Source organism: Krasilnikovia sp. MM14-A1004 (assembly GCF_047159485.1).
Taxonomy (GTDB): domain Bacteria; phylum Actinomycetota; class Actinomycetes; order Mycobacteriales; family Micromonosporaceae; genus Actinoplanes.
This window is the reverse complement of the sequence record NZ_AP038773.1, coordinates 6,832,194-6,848,531: the sequence shown is the minus strand read 5'-3', so window position 1 is coordinate 6,848,531 and position 16,338 is coordinate 6,832,194. Positions and strand designations below refer to the sequence as shown.

At 69.8% G+C, this 16,338-nt stretch carries 16 protein-coding genes and 1 pseudogene; 9 read left to right on the top strand and 8 right to left on the bottom strand.

The features are described from left to right. The first annotated feature begins 60 nt into the window (after positions 1 to 60). Entirely contained in the window at positions 61 to 699 is a 639-nt protein-coding gene (locus ACMCNN_RS29930) for a DedA family protein (protein ID WP_412743801.1), read from the top strand. A 4-nt stretch (positions 700 to 703) separates the two neighbouring features. Here the strand turns inward: ACMCNN_RS29930 and ACMCNN_RS29925 are convergent, their stop codons facing one another. Then, entirely contained in the window at positions 704 to 1,900 is a 1,197-nt protein-coding gene (locus ACMCNN_RS29925; RefSeq protein WP_412743800.1) for a hypothetical protein, read from the bottom strand. On the opposite strand from ACMCNN_RS29925, the gene ACMCNN_RS29920 reads away from it, so the two are divergent. Continuing rightward, positions 1,890 to 2,243, top strand: a complete 354-nt coding sequence (locus ACMCNN_RS29920) for a hypothetical protein (protein ID WP_412743799.1) — start codon at positions 1,890 to 1,892, stop codon at positions 2,241 to 2,243. The genes ACMCNN_RS29925 and ACMCNN_RS29920 overlap by 11 nt on opposite strands. A 105-nt stretch (positions 2,244 to 2,348) precedes the next feature. Here the strand turns inward: ACMCNN_RS29920 and ACMCNN_RS29915 are convergent, their stop codons facing one another. After that, entirely contained in the window at positions 2,349 to 3,035 is a 687-nt protein-coding gene (locus ACMCNN_RS29915) for a response regulator transcription factor (protein ID WP_412743798.1), read from the bottom strand. 263 nt (positions 3,036 to 3,298) lie between these two features. Here ACMCNN_RS29915 and ACMCNN_RS29910 point away from each other — a divergent pair, with 263 nt between their 5' ends. Then, the gene (locus ACMCNN_RS29910; RefSeq protein ID WP_412743797.1) at positions 3,299 to 4,435 is read left to right on the top strand and encodes an alkaline phosphatase family protein; all 1,137 of its coding nucleotides are present in this window, start codon (positions 3,299 to 3,301) and stop codon (positions 4,433 to 4,435) included. A 12-nt stretch (positions 4,436 to 4,447) separates the two neighbouring features. On the opposite strand, the gene ACMCNN_RS29905 is transcribed toward ACMCNN_RS29910, so the two are convergent. Then, positions 4,448 to 4,777, bottom strand: a complete 330-nt coding sequence (locus ACMCNN_RS29905) for an ATP-binding protein (RefSeq protein ID WP_412743796.1) — start codon at positions 4,775 to 4,777, stop codon at positions 4,448 to 4,450. A 590-nt stretch (positions 4,778 to 5,367) separates the two neighbouring features. Between ACMCNN_RS29905 and ACMCNN_RS29900 the strand changes: the two genes are divergently transcribed. Both ACMCNN_RS29900 and ACMCNN_RS29895 read left to right on the top strand, forming a co-directional pair. Then, positions 5,368 to 6,414 carry a glycoside hydrolase family 26 protein gene (locus ACMCNN_RS29900; RefSeq protein ID WP_412743787.1) on the top strand — a complete coding sequence of 349 codons (1,047 nt, stop codon included), beginning with the start codon at positions 5,368 to 5,370 and terminating at the stop codon, positions 6,412 to 6,414. 179 nt (positions 6,415 to 6,593) lie between these two features. Next, on the top strand, positions 6,594 to 7,304 hold the full coding sequence (locus ACMCNN_RS29895; RefSeq protein WP_412743795.1) for a response regulator transcription factor: 711 nt from the start codon (positions 6,594 to 6,596) through the stop codon (positions 7,302 to 7,304). On the opposite strand, the gene ACMCNN_RS29890 is transcribed toward ACMCNN_RS29895, so the two are convergent. Further along, positions 7,283 to 8,485: a sensor histidine kinase gene (locus ACMCNN_RS29890; protein WP_412743794.1), complete on the bottom strand. Its 1,203-nt coding sequence runs from the start codon at positions 8,483 to 8,485 to the stop codon at positions 7,283 to 7,285. The two genes, ACMCNN_RS29895 and ACMCNN_RS29890, sit on opposite strands and share 22 nt — an antisense overlap. A gap of 148 nt (positions 8,486 to 8,633) precedes the next feature. Here ACMCNN_RS29890 and ACMCNN_RS29885 point away from each other — a divergent pair, with 148 nt between their 5' ends. The 4 genes from ACMCNN_RS29885 to ACMCNN_RS29870 are packed head-to-tail and all read left to right on the top strand — an operon-like array spanning position 8,634 to position 13,154. Continuing rightward, positions 8,634 to 9,287 carry a hypothetical protein gene (locus tag ACMCNN_RS29885; RefSeq protein ID WP_412743793.1) on the top strand — a complete coding sequence of 218 codons (654 nt, stop codon included), beginning with the start codon at positions 8,634 to 8,636 and terminating at the stop codon, positions 9,285 to 9,287. Continuing rightward, positions 9,284 to 9,937 (top strand): ABC transporter ATP-binding protein, encoded by a 654-nt coding sequence (locus ACMCNN_RS29880; protein ID WP_412743792.1) that lies wholly within the window; start codon positions 9,284 to 9,286, stop codon positions 9,935 to 9,937. The genes ACMCNN_RS29885 and ACMCNN_RS29880 overlap by 4 nt, the downstream gene beginning before the upstream one ends. Further along, positions 9,934 to 10,557, top strand: a complete 624-nt coding sequence (locus ACMCNN_RS29875; protein WP_412743791.1) for an ABC transporter ATP-binding protein — start codon at positions 9,934 to 9,936, stop codon at positions 10,555 to 10,557. Before ACMCNN_RS29880 ends, ACMCNN_RS29875 begins: the two co-directional genes overlap by 4 nt. Further along, positions 10,554 to 13,154: an FtsX-like permease family protein gene (locus tag ACMCNN_RS29870; protein ID WP_412743790.1), complete on the top strand. Its 2,601-nt coding sequence runs from the start codon at positions 10,554 to 10,556 to the stop codon at positions 13,152 to 13,154. Before ACMCNN_RS29875 ends, ACMCNN_RS29870 begins: the two co-directional genes overlap by 4 nt. A gap of 158 nt (positions 13,155 to 13,312) precedes the next feature. Here the strand turns inward: ACMCNN_RS29870 and ACMCNN_RS29865 are convergent, their stop codons facing one another. The 4 genes and pseudogenes from ACMCNN_RS29865 to ACMCNN_RS29850 all read right to left on the bottom strand — a co-directional run. Next, positions 13,313 to 13,723 carry an ABC transporter permease gene (locus tag ACMCNN_RS29865; protein ID WP_412747326.1) on the bottom strand — a complete coding sequence of 137 codons (411 nt, stop codon included), beginning with the start codon at positions 13,721 to 13,723 and terminating at the stop codon, positions 13,313 to 13,315. 215 nt (positions 13,724 to 13,938) lie between these two features. Beyond that, positions 13,939 to 15,180, bottom strand: coding sequence for a hypothetical protein (locus tag ACMCNN_RS29860; protein ID WP_412743789.1), 1,242 nt, complete (start codon positions 15,178 to 15,180; stop codon positions 13,939 to 13,941). Positions 15,181 to 15,521: 341 nt separating this feature from the next. After that, complete coding sequence (locus ACMCNN_RS29855; protein ID WP_412747325.1) at positions 15,522 to 15,827, bottom strand: helix-turn-helix domain-containing protein; 306 nt, start codon at positions 15,825 to 15,827, stop codon at positions 15,522 to 15,524. A 147-nt stretch (positions 15,828 to 15,974) separates the two neighbouring features. Then, positions 15,975 to 16,248 (bottom strand): annotated as a pseudogene (locus ACMCNN_RS29850) (response regulator); the annotation flags it as partial. Positions 16,249 to 16,338 lie beyond the last annotated feature (90 nt).

The window sequence follows — 16,338 nt, the reverse complement described above, 5'->3', positions numbered from 1 at the left end:
ACACGACGCAGCCGGCAGTTCTAGCCGGCTGGACGACGGCGACCGATCGGAAGGCGGCTCATGCCCAGCGACCCCACCTATGCGTTCGGTCCGGCCGCACTCGACCCGCAACACCTCATCACCACATTCGGCGTGCTCGGGATCCTCATCACGGTCTTCGCCGAATCCGGACTGCTGATCGGCTTCTTCCTGCCCGGTGACTCCCTGCTGTTCACCACCGGGCTACTCATCGCCGCCGACACCTACCTGCACCTGCCGCTCTGGCTCGCCTGCCTGCTGATCTCGATAGCGGCGATCGTCGGCGACCAGGTCGGCTACCTGATCGGCCGGCGATTCGGGGGCACATTGTTTCGCCGGCCGAAGTCCCGGCTATTCACGCCACAGCACCTCGCCAGATCACGGGAGTTCTTCCGGCACCACGGGGCACGCTCAATCGTGCTCGCCCGGTTCGTGCCGATCGTGCGCACCTTCACCCCGATCGTGGCCGGAGCGAGCGACATGCCATATCGATCATTCGTGCTCTACAACGTGGTCGGCGGTGTCGCGTGGTCCTGCGGTGTCACCCTGCTGGGTGCGCTCCTCGGCCGGGTGGCGTTCGTCCGTTCGCATATCGAGCTGATCCTGGCCGGAATCGTCGCGGTGTCGCTGGCGCCGATCGCCGTCGAAGCCCTGCGGGCCCGCCGGCGAACTGTGGGCTAGGGAGTCAGCGGCTGGGTTGCCGTCGCAGCAGTGCCAGCGTGGCGTGATGCAGCGTCCAGATGCCCAAGGTCCGGTACCCGCGGCGGAGCACGGCGCGCAGATCGGGCCGTGCGGTGGTGGGATCACCTTCATTTCCGTACGTGAAAAGCCAGATCCGTGTGGCCTGGCCGATGTGCTTGCCGGGGTCTGGGTATTCCTGGGCGCGCAGTGTGCCGACGTCGGCCGCCGGTTGCTGCAGGAGCAGGTCGTGCGGCTGGCCTGGGTCGTGGCGCAGGTAGTACTCCATGCCGGTGCGCATGGTCCGTGAATGAGCCGTGTAGATGATCCCGTCTCCGGGTTGCTGGTAACGGTCGACGAGGTGCGCGGCGGTGCGGTAGTCGCTGCCGTTCTTGGCGGTCGCGCCGCGCACGGCGCGCTGGTCCGGGACGACGGCGAGGCTGAGCACGGCGAGCGCGGTCGCGATCTGTAGGGCGAGGGTGCGCCGGCTGCGCCATCCGGCGGGGGAGTGGCCCGGGCCGAACGGCTGCACCAGCCCGGCCGCTGCCAGCAGTGCCAGCGGTGCGAGCACGATCAGCATGTACCGGACGACCCAGTACGGCTCGACCAGCACGGACAGGGTTGCGAGGGCGGCGACCGGGGCGAGCGCCAGGACCGTCAATTCCGTGACGTTCCCGCGGGGCTGCCAGATGGCGAGGATGGCGAGGCCGATGAGCAGCCATCCGGCGGGGACTGAGCCGACCAGCATGCCGGGGAATTTCCAGAGGCTGCCGCGGGTGAGGGGCTCGATCCAGGACAGCTGTGTGCCGCGCTGGTGCAGTCCCAGCCAGAGCAGCGGTGTCAGGGCGGCCAGCGCGCATCCCACCGCCATGCCCCAGGCGAGAAGGACGCGCCGGGTGCGGTGCTGGACCACGACGACCACGTGCGCGACGAGGGTGGTGAGGGCGACGATGTGGCTGAGCCCCAGCAGCAGAACCGCCGCCCCGTAGGCGATCCAGCGGCCTGGCCGCGGCAGGTCCACCGCGCGGTGCAGCAGCAGGACGGCCAGCAGGGCGAAGAAGCAGGCGAATGCGTACGGGCGGGCCTCGTCGGCGTAGCGGGAGGTGTTCGGCATCAGGCACAGCAGCAGGCCGGCCACGGCGCCGGTGAGTGGTCCGAAGTAGCGGCGGCCCAGTTCGCCGGTGAGGGCGACCGTGGCGCCCATTGCGATGATCGACGGCAGGCGCAGTGCGGTCTCGTTGGCCCGCGACGGCGGTCCAGTAGTGGATCAGCAGGTAGTAGGCGCCGAAGACGGCGTCGACGTGGTGGATCAGATGCCACAGTTGGGCGGGGGTGCGTCCGGCGGCGTCCGCCGTCGCGATCTCATCCCAGCTCAGCACCGGGTGCCCCGCCTGGATCAGGGCGATACCGATCATCAGCAGGCCCGGGCCGAGGGACGGGCCGAGAAGCGTCAGCCATTGCCGTACATCCCGGCGGGTGCGCAGACCCATCCGTTCCGGCAGCGGCCGTATCCGCCATTGCGCGGCGGTGTTCCGGCCGCCCGGTGATCCCAGTTTCCTGACCATCGGCTTCGTCCCCCTGCCGTGACGCTCGCAGAGGGTCAATCCACCAGATCGCGGCTGAGAAAACGTTGAAAGGGTCGCGCCCGGATGTCACCCGCCGTCAGGATTGATTCGGTAGCCCGCGCCGCGCACGGTCTCGATCGCCGCCCGCCCGAACGGGTGGTCGATCTTCTTACGCAAGTAGCCGATGTACACCTCGACGATGTTGGGATCACCGGTGAAGTGGGCGTCCCACACATTCTCGAGGATCGCGGTCTTGGTCACGGGGTTGCCCCGGTGCCGCATCAGGAACTCGAGCATGGCGAACTCCCGGGGTGTCACCGGAATCGTGGTGGCGCCCCGGCCCACCCGCCGCTGTGCCGGATCCAGCGTCAGATCCCCCGCCGTCAGTACGGCTGGCCGTGCGGGGGCGCCGCGCCGGATCAGGGCGCGCAGCCGGGCGATGAGCACGACGAAGGAGAAGGGTTTGCTGAGATAGTCGTCGGCGCCCAAGTCCAGCGCGTCGGCCTGGTCGTACTCGCCGTCCTTCGCGGTGAGCATGAGCACCGGCGTCCACACCTCGCGGGCGCGCATCCGGCGGCAGATCTCGTAGCCGCTGAGGCCGGGCAGCATGATGTCGAGCACGATCGCGTCGTACGCGCCGTACGGAGCCTCGGCGGCGGTCCAGAGCCCGTCCACCCCGTCGTGTGCCACGTCGACCGTGAAGCCCGCCTGTCCGAGGCCGTCGCGCAGGGTCTCGGCCAGTGCGACTTCGTCCTCGACCACCAGTACCCGCATGAATCCTCCCGCTGATTGGCGCCACAGGGCAACACGGTGACAACGACAGGCGTCGCCAGCTTAGCCACCGCACTCCGAGCAGCAGACACACAACGTGCCGGCAGCGCCCGATCCCGACACTTCGCCCTGCCCACCTCCACCCGGCGGCCGTTGGGCAGATTCAGCAGCCTGGATACCCTGCGGTGCTCCACACAACACAAATGAGTGAACCGGCAGCACGGGCTTCAGCGTTCTCTCAGCGCATCCCCGGCAAGGTTCCGTCAGTGATCAAGACACCTGATAACAGGATGGCAACAGACCGGCCTGTGGCTCTCGCGGAGCGTGAATCGGCCCCGGACCCTCAACCCGACAGCCAAACTCGTGGCGGCGCGATCCGGCCGAACAAGACCACGGACCGTCGCCAGGCGCGGTGGCGCACACGAAATGTCCCCGCCGCAACTCGGTACACCGACGCGGAGGCTCCCTGGCGTGGACGCGTCGCCCTGATGCTGGCCGCCGGTGTTGCGCTGGCGCTCGCCGGCTGCGCCACACGGGCGGCGCCCTCCGCGCCCTCCGCACCCGCTGTCCCGGCGGCGGCAGCCAGCCCGACCACCAAGGTGCTGATGATCATGGAGGAGAACCACGAGTACGGCGACATCATCGGCGACCCGGAAGCCCGATACATCAACCAGCTCGCGAGCCGATACGGCACCGCGCGCCGCGTCGATGCGGGCTATCCCCGTTCGTGTCCGTCCCTGGCGGCCTACATCTTGCTCACCAGCGGATCCACCCACGGCATCTGCGACGACAAGGCACCCAAGTACCATCCGCTCACCGGCGACAACCTCTTCCACCAGGTCGCTGCCAGCGGCCGCGAGTGGCGCGACTACGCCGAGTCCGCCCCGGGCACCTGCGTTCTGGCCAACGCCCACCAGGGAAGGTATCTCGTCCGGCACGTCCCGGCCGCCTACTACACGCTCGAACGTGCCGAGTGCGCCAAGTGGGCGGTGCCACTGGGCCAGGCGGCGGCCGGAGCATTGCACACCGACGTCGCCACCGGGAACCTGCCCGCGTTCGGTCTGGTCAGCCCGGACGCATGCCACGACATGCACGGCGCAGCACCCTGCCCGCTGTCGCGTACCGCCAATGGCGACCGCTGGCTGCAGGACTGGATTCCGCAGATTCTCGCCGGGCCGGACTATCGGGCCGGGCACCTCGTCGTGATCATCACGTGGGACGAGGGAAGCGGTGCCGACAACCACATCCCCACCCTCGTGATCGCTTCCGGAACGAATCACGTGACCGCGGATGAGCCGTACACCCATTGCTCCACCCTGCGAACCGTCGAGGACTTGCTGCGGTTGCCGGCCTTAGGTTGTGCCCGGACCACCCACTCGATGATCTCCGCCTTCCGGCTGTAACCCGCGTGCCGGTCATGGGTCCGGCTGCGCCTGAACCGCCGCGATGTCCGGCGAAGGACGCGCGCGCATCGTGAGGGGCGGCTCGTCGGCTGGCAGGCAGAGGGTGAACGTCGTCGGGCGGCCCCCACTGGTGAGCACCAAACGGCCGCCTTCGGCCTCGGTCAGCGCCGTGGCGATGGACAGTCCGAGCCCGGCGGTGGCGTCCCGCGAAGCCTCGAACAGGTGAGGTCGGTCTGACTCGGCTACGCCCGGACCATGGTCCATGACCTCGAGAGCCAGCGCGCCGGCAGCGTCGCGGGCCCGGTCATCCCGCGCCGCGGCCGTGGCGGCGCCGTCCTGCACCGGCCAGCACTTATGCCCGCGTCCAGCGCGCTCCCGGTGCACCACGCGCTCTTCTCATACAGCCGAGTGAAGGTCGTCTGTACGGTGTTGTGGGCCAGCGCGCCGCCGTATGCCCTCCGCACCGCGGCGGCGGGTCATCAGTTCGGCGGCCGTCCACAGCACCCCCATGACCTGTGCTTCCAGGCTGCCCGGTGCGCTGTGGGCCCACGATCTTCCAGCCCTACACCTCCACCGCCGGGCTAACCGCCGCACCGCAGTAGGCCGCCTCGGCCGCGTCCGGCGCGGCACCTGGCAGGCGCGGTCCACATTCGGACGACCTACCACAGGGCGGCACCTACAGGACGGACGAGCGCATCCTGGCACCTACAGGATGTAGGAGCACGGCCGGGCCGAGTTCAGGACAGTCTCCGGCCACGAAATCGGCAACCCACCCTCGAATCGAAGGCTTCCCGCCACCCGCAACCCGCAGGCACCCCGACGGGACCGGCAGGCACACCCCACGACCCCGAATCTCCTTCATGTGACCGGCTGACACGGGCCGGACCAACCTGGGGGAGCGATTCGTTTTGGGCCGCAAGGTGAACAAGGTCGTGACCATCCTCGGCGCGATGCTGGCCGGCACCACCGCCGTCATGGGCACCGCGGGCGCCGCGCAGGCCGCCCCAGCTAAGCCGAAACCCAAGGCGGCCAAGCAGTGTGTCACCGACAACAAGCTCGTGCCGTCCTGCGGCGTGCTGTGGGGCGCCGCGGCGGGCGGGTTCAGCCCGCTGCCCCGTGACCGGGAGCTGAAGACCTGGGAGAAGCTGTCCGGGCGCACCTCGACGATCTACCACACCTACCACAAGGGTGACGAGGTGTTCCCCACCCCGGCCGAGATCGCGATGACCCGCGACCCGAACAACCCGCGGGCGCTGCTGCTCAACTGGCGCGTCGAGTACGGCTCCACCTGGGCCAACGTCGCCGCCGGCAAGCTCGACGCCCGGATCGACAAGTTCGCCGCCCACATCAAGTCCACCTACCCGAACCAGAAGTTCTTCCTGGTCCTCAACCACGAACCCGAGGACGACGTCAACCCGAAGCCGGGCTCCGGGATGACCGCCAAGGACTTCGCCGCCTCCTACCGCCACGTCATCCAGCGCCTGCACACCAAGGGCATCAACAACGCCATCAACGTCGTCGCCTACATGGGTAACGAGAAGTGGATGGCGCAGTCCTGGTGGTCCGACCTCTACCCCGGCGACGACGTCGTGGACTGGATCGGCCTGGACTCCTACGTGTCCGCCGAAAAGGGCTACTACCACTACGGCAAGTTCAACGACCTGCTCGACCGCAAAGCCACCGGCGGCAAGGGCCTGGGCTGGTACCAGTGGGCCACCACCAAGCACCCCGGCAAGCCCATCATGATCGCGGAGTGGGGCGCCTACCACCGGGTCGGCAAGGTCACCGACAAGTCCGCCCAGTTCAACAGCGTCCTGCCCGAACTCGCCAAGCGGCCCGCGGTCAAGGCCATCGTCTACTTCGACACCAAGAAAGACGCCTTCGGCGACCGCGACATCAGCATCAACAGCTCAACCACCAGCCTCACCGCCTTCCGCAAACTCGCCGCCAACCCACTGTTCAACGTCAAAATCGCCTGACCCAGAACCACCACTGTCTCGCGAGCCGCCCGGCACCATCCCGGGCGGCTCGCGGGCTCATGTCGGTCTGTATCGTGCTCGGCCGCGCCGACCGCGACCTACAAAGCGCCGGAGAAACCTGAAGATTGCCTGAGTTGGCGGTGTACGGAACCGGCGCCGTGGCGGGATACCGTGCGGATATGAGCGACGTGCTCGTGAACAGCCCGGCTGTCCCGTCGAAGGTGCTGGTCGTCGAGGATGACCCGGGCGTCGGCTCCGGCCTTGCCGGCATCCTCGCGGCGGACGGTCATGAGGTCCGCTGGGCACGTACGGCCGCCGAGGCGCATCGGCTGATCGCCGATCGAGTGCCCGATCTGATCCTCCTGGATCTCGGGCTGCCCGACGCCGACGGCCTCGAGCTGTGCGGGAGGATCCGCGAGCAGAACGCGGACGTCGTCGTGGTCGTGGTGACTGCCCGCACCGATGAGACCGACGCGGTGCGCGCGCTGGACGGTGGCGCGGACGACTTCGTGACTAAGCCGTTCCGTCAGGTGGAGCTGTGCGCGCGGCTACGGGCCCATCTGCGGCGGCGGGGCGAGATCGGGCCGCCGGAGCTGCGTGCCGGCCCGGTACGGCTGGATCAGGGTGCCCGGCGGGCCTGGGTCGGCGAGCGGGAGATCACGCTGCGGCCCAAGGAGCATGAGCTGCTGGCCGTGCTAGTGGCCTCGGCGGGCGAAGCGGTGCGCCGGGAGCACCTGATGGACGTGGTGTGGGATCAGCACTGGTGGGGCTCGACGAAGACGCTGGACGTGCACGTGGCCAGCGTTCGCCGCAAGCTGGCTGATGCCGGTGACCGATGGGACCGGATCGCGACCCTGCGCGGCTACGGCTACCGCTTCGAGCTCGACTGAAGCGCGCCCTCTGACGCCGGTGCTTCAGGCACCAGTAACGCCACCCGCGGTTGGCAAGCGCGGCGGCGGATCAGCAGTGACCCGCCGGCGCGCTCGATCACGCTCGTCGCGAGGTTCAACCCCGTTCCGAAGGCCGCATCGTGGGCGAACCCCGGGCCTTCGTCGGCGACCTCGATGAACACGCTGTCGCCATAGGGCTCAACCGTCACGGTGACGGTCCCGCTGCCGTGGCGCAGCGCGTTGTCGATGAGCACGTCGAGGCTCTGTCGGAGGGCGGGCCCGCTGATCGCGACGGACCGATCGCTGTCGCTGCGCAGGACCACGGGCCGGTCGGCGGTGCTCCACCGCTGGACCGCTGCCTGGGCGATCTTGACCGGGTCGGCGGTGCCGTGCGCGGTTCGGCGTCGCAGCAGGACCAAATCCGCGATCGTGGTCTCGAGATCTCGTGCTCGGGCGACTGCCGTGGGCACGTCGGGCGTCGGTTGCTCCAGGGCCAGCAGCACCGCGGCGAGCGGCGTCCGTAGCTGATGAGAAGCGTCCCGAACGAAATTGCGCTCGTGGCGTAGCAGTTCCTCGATCTGCCGGGCGCTGTCGCGCATCGCGTCACCGGCCGCGTCGGCCTCGGTGATTCCCGACCGTGGCAGGTGCACGTCGTATTGACCGTCGCCCAGGCTGCGGGCGGCCGCGGTCAGGTTCTCGAAAGGCCGGGCGATGCGGATCGCCGAGCGCCGGGCCAGCAGCACCGCCACGGCGATCACGAACACCGCCAGCGCGGTGAGCAGTCCCCAGATCCGATAGGTTTGCGCCCGGAGCCGGGCCAGCGGTACGGCGGCCCGGACGCTGCCAGCGATCGTCGTGTCGGACAGCACCGGCACGACGACCGCGAGGTCGGCCCCGTCGTGCCCGTCGTGCTCGTGCCCGTCGACCGCCCGGGCGGCGAGCGCCGACCGCTGCGGACCGGCGCCGGCCACGCGATCCCCTTCTGCGTCGTAGACCGCGATCAGGAAGTTGTTCGTCCCGGTGGGCACCCGCACCGGCGTGCCGGCCTCGAGGACGTTGTCCGGCACTGCCGCCACCCCTCTGGTCGCGTCCCGCTCCAGCCCGGCCAGGGCCTGACTCGTGACGAGCCGATCCAGCACCACCGCCAGCGGCACCCCGAACAGCACGATCGCCAGCGTCACGACCAGCACGATCGCGTGATGAATCCGGGTCCGGGTGCTGCGGAGTCGCGATCGCCTCATGCTCTGGACTGTAGGGCGGACCAAGGCAAAGTGCGCCTTTACCCTTCGTTGTCCGGACGCTGGCCGGCCCCCGCCTAGCGTCGCCGGTATGACACGACCACATCAGCACACCGCGACGGTCGTGCTGGTCGCGCTGGTGGCCGGGTGCAGCTCCGGCTCCGGCAGCCACACCGCCGCTGCGCCGACGGCCAGCCCGCCCGCGGCGACCGTATCCGCGGCACCGACCAGCGCCGCACCGACCGCCGCACCCCAGTCCGCCGTCGCTGCCGAGAGCAACCCGCCCGGCGACATCCCCGACAACCTCGCGTTCATCCCGTACTCGAACACCGCCGGGCGATACCGGTTCACACACCCTGAGGGTTGGGCCGAGAAGACCCAGGGCTCCACCGCTACCTTCACCGACAAGCTCAACGGCGTGCAGGCCGCCACCGGCACCGCCACGACCCCACCGACCCTCGCAACCGCCAAACAGCAGGACGTGCCCGAACTGGCACGCAGCCAAGCCGCGTTCGAGCTGCGCACCATCACCGACGTGAGCATGCCGGCCGGGCGCGGCGTCCGGATCGTCTACCGCCGCAACTCGGCGCCCGACGCGGTCACCGGGCGGCAGTACCGCGACGAGGTCGAACGCTACGAACTGGTGTCGCACGGCCGTGAGGTCATCGTCGAGCTGTTCGGCCCGGTCGGCGCCGACAACGTCGACGCGTACAAAACCATGATCGACAGTCTGAAGATCCAATGACACCGCTGGAGGCCCGCGGGCTGCACCGCTTCTACCGGCGCGGAGACACCGAGATCCCGGCCCTGAAGGATGTCTCGGTCGTCTGCGCGGCGGGCGAGACCGTGGCCGTCACCGGGCCGTCCGGCTCGGGCAAGTCGACGCTGCTGAGCCTGCTGGCCGGCCTCGACGACCCGGACGGCGGCTCCGTGCACGTCGCCGGTCAGCGGCTCAGTCATCGCAGCCCGGCTGCCGCGGCCCGGATCCGTGCCGAACACGTCGGCATCCTCACCCAGAGCAGTGGCCTGCTCGGCCACCTGAACGTGCGGGAGAACATCCAACTGGCGGCCTCGCTCGGCCGGCCCGGCGGGCCGAGCCCCGCGGAGCTCATCGACGGGCTCGGCCTTGCGACGGTGCGCAGGAGCATGCCCCGCACGCTGTCGGGCGGCGAGACCGCCCGGGCCGGCCTGGCGGTCGCGCTCGCCGGCTCCCCCACCCTGCTGCTCGCCGACGAACCCACCGCCGAGGTCAGCCGCGACGAGGAGAGCACCATTCTCGACTTGATCGGTACCTGGCGCCCCCGCGACGGCGCGGCCGTCATCGTCACCCATTCCCCCGCGGTCGCGGCCCACGCCGACCGGGTACTCCACCTGGTCGACGGGAGGCTGACGTGATCCTGTCTGCAGCGAACGTCTCGGTCAGCCTCGGCGGCCGGGTCGTGCTCGACGAAGTATCACTGCAGCTCGCGGCTGGCGACCAAGCTGCGGTGACCGGCCGCTCCGGCTCCGGCAAGACCACCCTGCTGCTCGTGCTCGCCGGGCTGATCGCCCCTTCGGCCGGAACGATCGACCTGCGCCTGAAGCCGGATGAGATCGTCTACGTGCCCCAGGCCCCGTCCCTGGTCCCCGAGCTGACCGCCCTGCAGAACGCCACCCTCGGCCTGCGGATCCGCGGCATCGCACCCGCCGAGGCCGCCGAACACGCCAGGGAGCACCTGGCCTCGCTCGGACTCGACGACGTCGACGACGCGCTGCCCGCCGAGCTCTCCGGCGGCATGCAGCAGCGGGTTGCCCTCGCCCGCGCGCTGGCGGTCGGGCCGCGCCTGCTGCTGGCCGACGAACCCACGGCGGCCCTGGACCAGACCAGCGGCGGCCAGACGATCAACACCCTGTCCGCGTACGCGTCCAGCACCGCGACCGCCCTCGTCGTCGCGACGCACGACCCGACCGTCGCCGCCCACTTCCCCGCACAGGTCGCGATCGCCGCGCGGACCGACCAGGAGCTCGTCCGATGACCGTTCGATACGTGCTGCAATCACTGCGGCGCCGCCCGGCCGAGACGATCGCGGCGGCGGTGTCCGTCGCGCTCACCGTCGCGTTCCTGATCCTGCTCGGATCATTCACCGCCCGGACCGGAGCGCGGCTGACGCTGCGCGCCGCCGACCGGGTCCCGGTCGACTGGCAGGTCCAGGTCACACCCGGCAGCGACCCCGCCGCCGCGGCCGCGGCTCTGCGCGGCGTGCCCGGGCTGCTCGGTTTCCGCGCCGTCGACTACGCCAAGGTGCCCGGGATCAGCTCCGTCTCCCCGGACGGCGAGACCCGCACCACGGGCGCGGCCTACGTCGTGTCCCTACCGGACGACTACGGGTCGTTCGCCCCCGGCGAGATCCGCCGGCTCGTCGGCGCCGCCGGTGGGGTGGTCCTGCAGCAGCAGACCGCGTCCAATCTGGGCGCCGGCCCGGGCACGACGGTGACGGTTCTGGGCGCCCGGCAACGTGCGCAGGTCACCGGCGTGGCCGACCTGCCCAACGCCGATTCGTTCTTCCAGGTCGTCGGAGCACCCGCCGGATCCGGCGCCAGCGCTCCACCCGACAACGTCCTGCTGGTCAGCCCGGCCCGATTCGCGGCGCTGACTTCGGGCGCCACCGTGGTGCATCAGTTCCACGTCCGGGTCGATCGCGCGACGCTGCCCACCGATCCCGCGAAGGCCGCCGACGAAGTCACCCGCCGGGCGAACCATTTCATCGCCGCGGTGGCCGGCGGCGCTCTGATCGGCGACAACCTCGAGACCTCCTTGTCGGCGGCCCGCGAGGACGCGATCTACGCCCGGCTGCTGGTTCTGCTGCTCGGCGTGCCCGGGTTGTTGCTGGCCGGCGTGGTCACCGCGTTGGTCGTCTCGCTGCGCAACGACCGGCAGCGCCGTGACCTCGCCCTGCTGCGGCTACGCGGCGTCGGTCCTCGGCGGGCGGCGATCCTGCTCGGCGGCACCGCATTGCTCGACGGCCTGCTGGGCGCGGCCATCGGATCCGGCGCGGCCCTGCTCGCATCCCGGCTCGGGCCCTACGGCAATCCGTCGGCGAGCTGGCTGATTGCCGGAGCGCTGGCCGGCGTGCTGCTGGCGGTGGCCACCGAGCTCGCACCGCTCGCCGGGACGCTGCGCGGGACGGCGCCGACGGTGCAAGCCGGGGTGAATCCGCTGCCCTCCACCCGTACCCCGCTCGTGCTGCGCCTCGGCCTCGACATCCTGCTGTTGGCCGGCTCCGCGGTCGTGTTCTGGCTCACCGCCCGCGCCGGCTACCAGGTGGTGGTCGTCCCCGAGGGAGTACCGGTCGCCTCGGTGAACTACGCCGCCCTGCTGGCCCCGGCCCTCGCGTGGCCGGGCATGGCCCTGCTGATCTGGCGGATCACACTGCTGATCCTGAACCGGCCCGCCCGCATCCCGGCGGCCGACCCCAGCGGCCGCCTGCCGGACCTGCGTCACGACGTCGTCCGGCGCCGCCGCGTCCGAGTGGCCCGCGGCGTCACCGGCCTGGCGATAGCCGTCGCCGTCACCGTCTCCGCCGCAGTGTTCACCCACACCTACGACCAGCAGGCACGCCTGGACACCGCGCTCACCGTCGGATCGGACGTCGCCGTCACCCTCCCGCCGGACACCACCACCGGCCTCAATCCGGCAATCGCCGCCGTCCCCGGGGCCGCAGCTGTGGAACAGGTCAGCCACCGGCTCGTCTACGTCGGACCCGACCTGCAGGACCTGTACGGCATCGACGCCGCCACCATCGGCCGCGCCGCTCCCCTGCAGGACGCGTTCACTCCGGGCAGCACCATCAGAACGGCACTGCACCGGCTCGCCGCCACACCCGACGGCGCCCTGCTCTCCCAGGAGACACTGCACGACTACCAGCTGCACACCGGCGACACAGTCCAACTGCGCCTCAAGGACACCCGCGGCGCCTACCGCAAGATTCGGTTCCACGTCGTCGGCGTGATCACCGAGTTCGCCACCGCACCACGCGACAGCTTCGTCGTGGCCAACCGGTCGTACATCACCGCCGCCACCGGCCTCCCCGCCGTGCAGACCCTGCTGGTGCGCACCGACCGACCGACCACCGTGGCGGCAGCCATCCACGCCCCGGCGGCGGCCCTGGTCAACGACATCACCGCACCCCGAGTCGCCGTACCCTCCGCCTCCGGCCTCGCCGCCGGCAGCCTGTCCGGCCTGTCCCGCCTGACCCTCGCCTTCGGAATCCTGCTGGCCGCCGCCAGCGCCGGCCTGGTACTGGTGGTCGGCGCCGCCCAACGGCGGCGCGCGACCACCGCACTGGCGGTCCTCGGCGCGTCAACCCGGCAACGAGCCGGCTTCCTCTGGACCGAAGCACGGGCGCTGACCATCGCCGGCACCATCGGCGGCCTCGCCGCCGCCGCGGTGATCGCCGCCGAACTCATCAAAGTATTGAACGGCATCTTCGATCCGCCGCCCCAGCATCCCGCCGTGCCCTGGCCTCTCGCCGCCGCCGTCCTACTCGCCGTGGGCGCGAGCGCGGCACTGGCCACGGCGCTGGCCACCCGCTGGGCCGGCCGAGTCGACGCGTCGCGCCTGCGGGATCTCTGAGCACCAGCCATCCCGACTAGACAACCTCCTACGCCTTGTAGGAGTAAGTCAAGCGGCGGAGTCAGGAGCTCCGGAACGGCGCAGCGCCCCACGGGCGACCAACTCGATCGTCACGGCGACCGCGATCGCCTCGACCTCGAGCAGCCTCACCAGCACGATCAGCTGGATCGCGCTCGCCTGCACGGCCGAGCCGCCACCGGGCAGGACACGAAGGCGCCGAGCAGCGTGACCAGTCCCACCGTGCGCATCTGGTCGAGCGCCTGGCCCGCAGTCGGACGGCAAACCTCGAGCGCTTCAGCGCGGGGCGGAAATCCGAGGGACAGCGCCGCCTCGAGCGGTTGTGCAGCTCGTCGAACGACAGCGCCGGCCGGACAGCGACGTCGCGTCATCGCGCCGCCGATCAGAATCCCGGCGATCGGCAGCTCCGCCACCTCTGTCAACGGCACCGTGCCGATGACGACGATCAGCGGCGCGGTGGGCAACGCTCCAGCCGCGATCGGCAAGATCGTGAACCGGACGAGACTCCAGGAACCGATCCGGCGTCCCGAGGTGGCCGCGGCAACGATCACCGTCAACGGATGAACACGCTGCGCACCCGTGGCGCCGCCCGCGGGACGGCTTCTGCGCCGGTGTAGGCCTGGTCGCGTCCGTTCATGGCGGCCTCGGCTGACTCGACCTCGTCGAGTACCCCACGACGCCGGACATCCGGCACGGACCAGCGTCGTCGTGTGGTGGGACGACAGGGCACCACCACACGACGACATCACCATCTGGATCGAGCCGGTCAGACGCCGTCGAACTGGTTCAGCGTCGTGATCAGGGTGGCGAGCGCCGCCGAGCAGTCGGACGGGCTGGGGCTGCCGGCCCGCAGCGCGGTAAGGGCGGCATCGATCTGGTCGTCGAGCTGGTGCCACTTGCCGGAATCGCGCGGCTTGAGGCCAGCCTCGGCGTCGTCCCAGGCCACCTCGAGGTCCTTGATCCGGGTCCTGCCGCCGGCCAGGTCGTTCTTGGCGACCTTGCCCTTGACGTCGGTCACGATCCGGGCGAAGGACGTCAGGTCGCCGAGCTTCGTCGTCGGCTGCGCCTTCCGCGCGAGCGCCGCCCCGCCGGTCTTACTGCCGGGCTGCCCCTTGGCCGACTGACCCGGGTCGGCGGCGACCAAGCTGCTGCTGTCGTCGGTGGCGGCGGCGTGCGTACTGCTGAATCCCAGCCCCAGGGCGGCGACCACGACCAGGCCGGCGCCCGCCCACAGGTAGTCCGCCCGGTGCCCACCGTGCGGTCCCCTCCCCTTCTCGGCCACCCCGTGCCGATTGACCAGCAGCTGCTCGCGGGTGACCAGCACGATGATCACGGCGAAGAACAGCATGCTGGTCGCGCTGGCGCCCAGGGCCAGACCACCGAACTGCTTGTCCTGGGTGAGCAGGTCCCCGATCGAGGCGCCGAGCGGGCGGGTGAGCACGTAGGCGATCCAGAAGGTCAGGACCTGGCTCATCCCGAGTTTGTATGCGATGAAGGTGGCCAGGATGAGCCCGCCGAAGATGAGCACCCCGTTGCGGAAGCCGAGGCTGAGTGCCTCGGTGGCCAGGTCGCCCGCGGCGGTGCCGAGCGCGAACGTGGTGAGGATGGCGCCCCAGTAGAACGCTTCCCGGCGGGGATTGTTGATCGACGTGATCGCGAGGGTGCGCTCCTGGCGGTGCCAGACGGCGAACACGACGGCGAGCACGATGGCGAAGACGCCAGTGCTCAGGTAGAGGCTGACGCCGAGGGTGTCGGTGAAGAAGTCGGTGATCTGGGTGCCGACGATGCTCACGAGTACGACGCACAGCCAGTAGATCCACGGGGTGTACGCGCGGGTGCGGAACTGGATTATCAGCGCGGTGGCAAGCACGGTAGCCATGACGGCATCGGTGACCAGCGGTCCCAGGCCGACATTTACCGCCAGGTAGTCGGCGAACGTTTCGCCGATGGTCGTGGACAAGACCTTGATCACCCAGAATGTCGCGGTGATCGCCGGAACTTTGGTCAACCAGACACGCGAGCGATCAGCGGTGGCATAAGTCACCGACATCGTTTCTCCTTCACGGGACTTCGGAATGCGTGGCCATCGCACGGTGCAAGTGCGACGGAAATGAAGTCGTCAGCGCTCCGACGATGGTTGCGCCGGACTACAAGCCTGAGGAGTCAAGTAGCTTCTGAGGCGTGTCAGGCTCGAAGGCAGACGTCATGAGGCCAACCCTCCAACAAACGGCCTTAAAGGAAGCTGAAGGCCACCATTGAACCGCAGCCGGGACCTCTTGCCACGGCAGATCCGGATCTGGTATAGGGGCGGGACCGGACCTGGCCCGTGACGCCGTCTCCGGCCGTAGATTAGCGCAAACCAGCGAACACATATCTCCGAGCTGAACGCCTCATATATGGCGCCACGCCATTCCACGTTTCGACTGCAGTGCAATTAGGTTGCGGCGGCCAGCGATTCACACGCGACGGGAAGGTTCCTCGCTCGGTTTCGCGGGCACGTACGCGACGCAGGAGAATTTGCCCCAACCGGTTCTCGTCCCAGACATCCGACATCAGCGTCTCCCGGCTCACCGCAGCACCGGGCGCCGCCGCAAGGCGTACCAGGAGATCGAACTCCTTCGGCCGCAGTGCCACCTCCGTGTCGGACAGCGTCATGCGCCGCGCCGACACGTCGATGTCGAGGTTCCCGACGACTACATGCGACACGGTCGACACCGCTGTCGGGCGCCGCAGGTGCGCCCGCAGCCTTGCCAGCAATTCGGCCAGTCGGAACGGCTTGGTGAGATCGTCAGCGCCGGCGTCTAGCGCTACGACCACATCGATCTCGGCTCGACGCGCGGTTAATGCCACGATCACCGTGCCCGGTGCGGCTCGACGCAGACGCCGAATCACCTCGACGCCGTCGATGTCGGAGCCCCAGGTCCACCAGGACGAGGTCGGTCCGATCCGGGTCGAGCGTGCGCACTGCGTCGCCGCCAGTGGCACACCACCTCGCGGTGTATCCCTGCGCGCGCAGACTGTCGCGCAATGATTCGCCGATTAGCGGATCGTCCTCAACGAGGATCACAGCGCTCATCGCCGTCGCCCACCTCACGTCCTGATGACGCCGCTGTTGCTGGTTACTTACTCAGTCTGCTGTTCGTGCACACCCGTCCAGCAGCACGAC

Bases quoted from the DNA above. Each gene is read 5' to 3' on its own strand.
- ACMCNN_RS29930 (WP_412743801.1), top strand. From the start codon at position 61: ATGCCCAGCGACCCCACCTATGCGTTCGGTCCGGCCGCACTCGACCCG.
- ACMCNN_RS29925 (WP_412743800.1), bottom strand. From the start codon at position 1,900: ATGGGCGCCACGGTCGCCCTCACCGGCGAACTGGGCCGCCGCTACTTC.
- ACMCNN_RS29915 (WP_412743798.1), bottom strand. From the start codon at position 3,035: ATGCGGGTACTGGTGGTCGAGGACGAAGTCGCACTGGCCGAGACCCTG.
- ACMCNN_RS29895 (WP_412743795.1), top strand. From the start codon at position 6,594: ATGAGCGACGTGCTCGTGAACAGCCCGGCTGTCCCGTCGAAGGTGCTG.
- ACMCNN_RS29885 (WP_412743793.1), top strand. From the start codon at position 8,634: ATGACACGACCACATCAGCACACCGCGACGGTCGTGCTGGTCGCGCTG.
- ACMCNN_RS29880 (WP_412743792.1), top strand. From the start codon at position 9,284: ATGACACCGCTGGAGGCCCGCGGGCTGCACCGCTTCTACCGGCGCGGA.
- ACMCNN_RS29870 (WP_412743790.1), top strand. From the start codon at position 10,554: ATGACCGTTCGATACGTGCTGCAATCACTGCGGCGCCGCCCGGCCGAG.
- ACMCNN_RS29855 (WP_412747325.1), bottom strand. From the start codon at position 15,827: ATGACGCTGTCCGACACGGAGGTGGCACTGCGGCCGAAGGAGTTCGAT.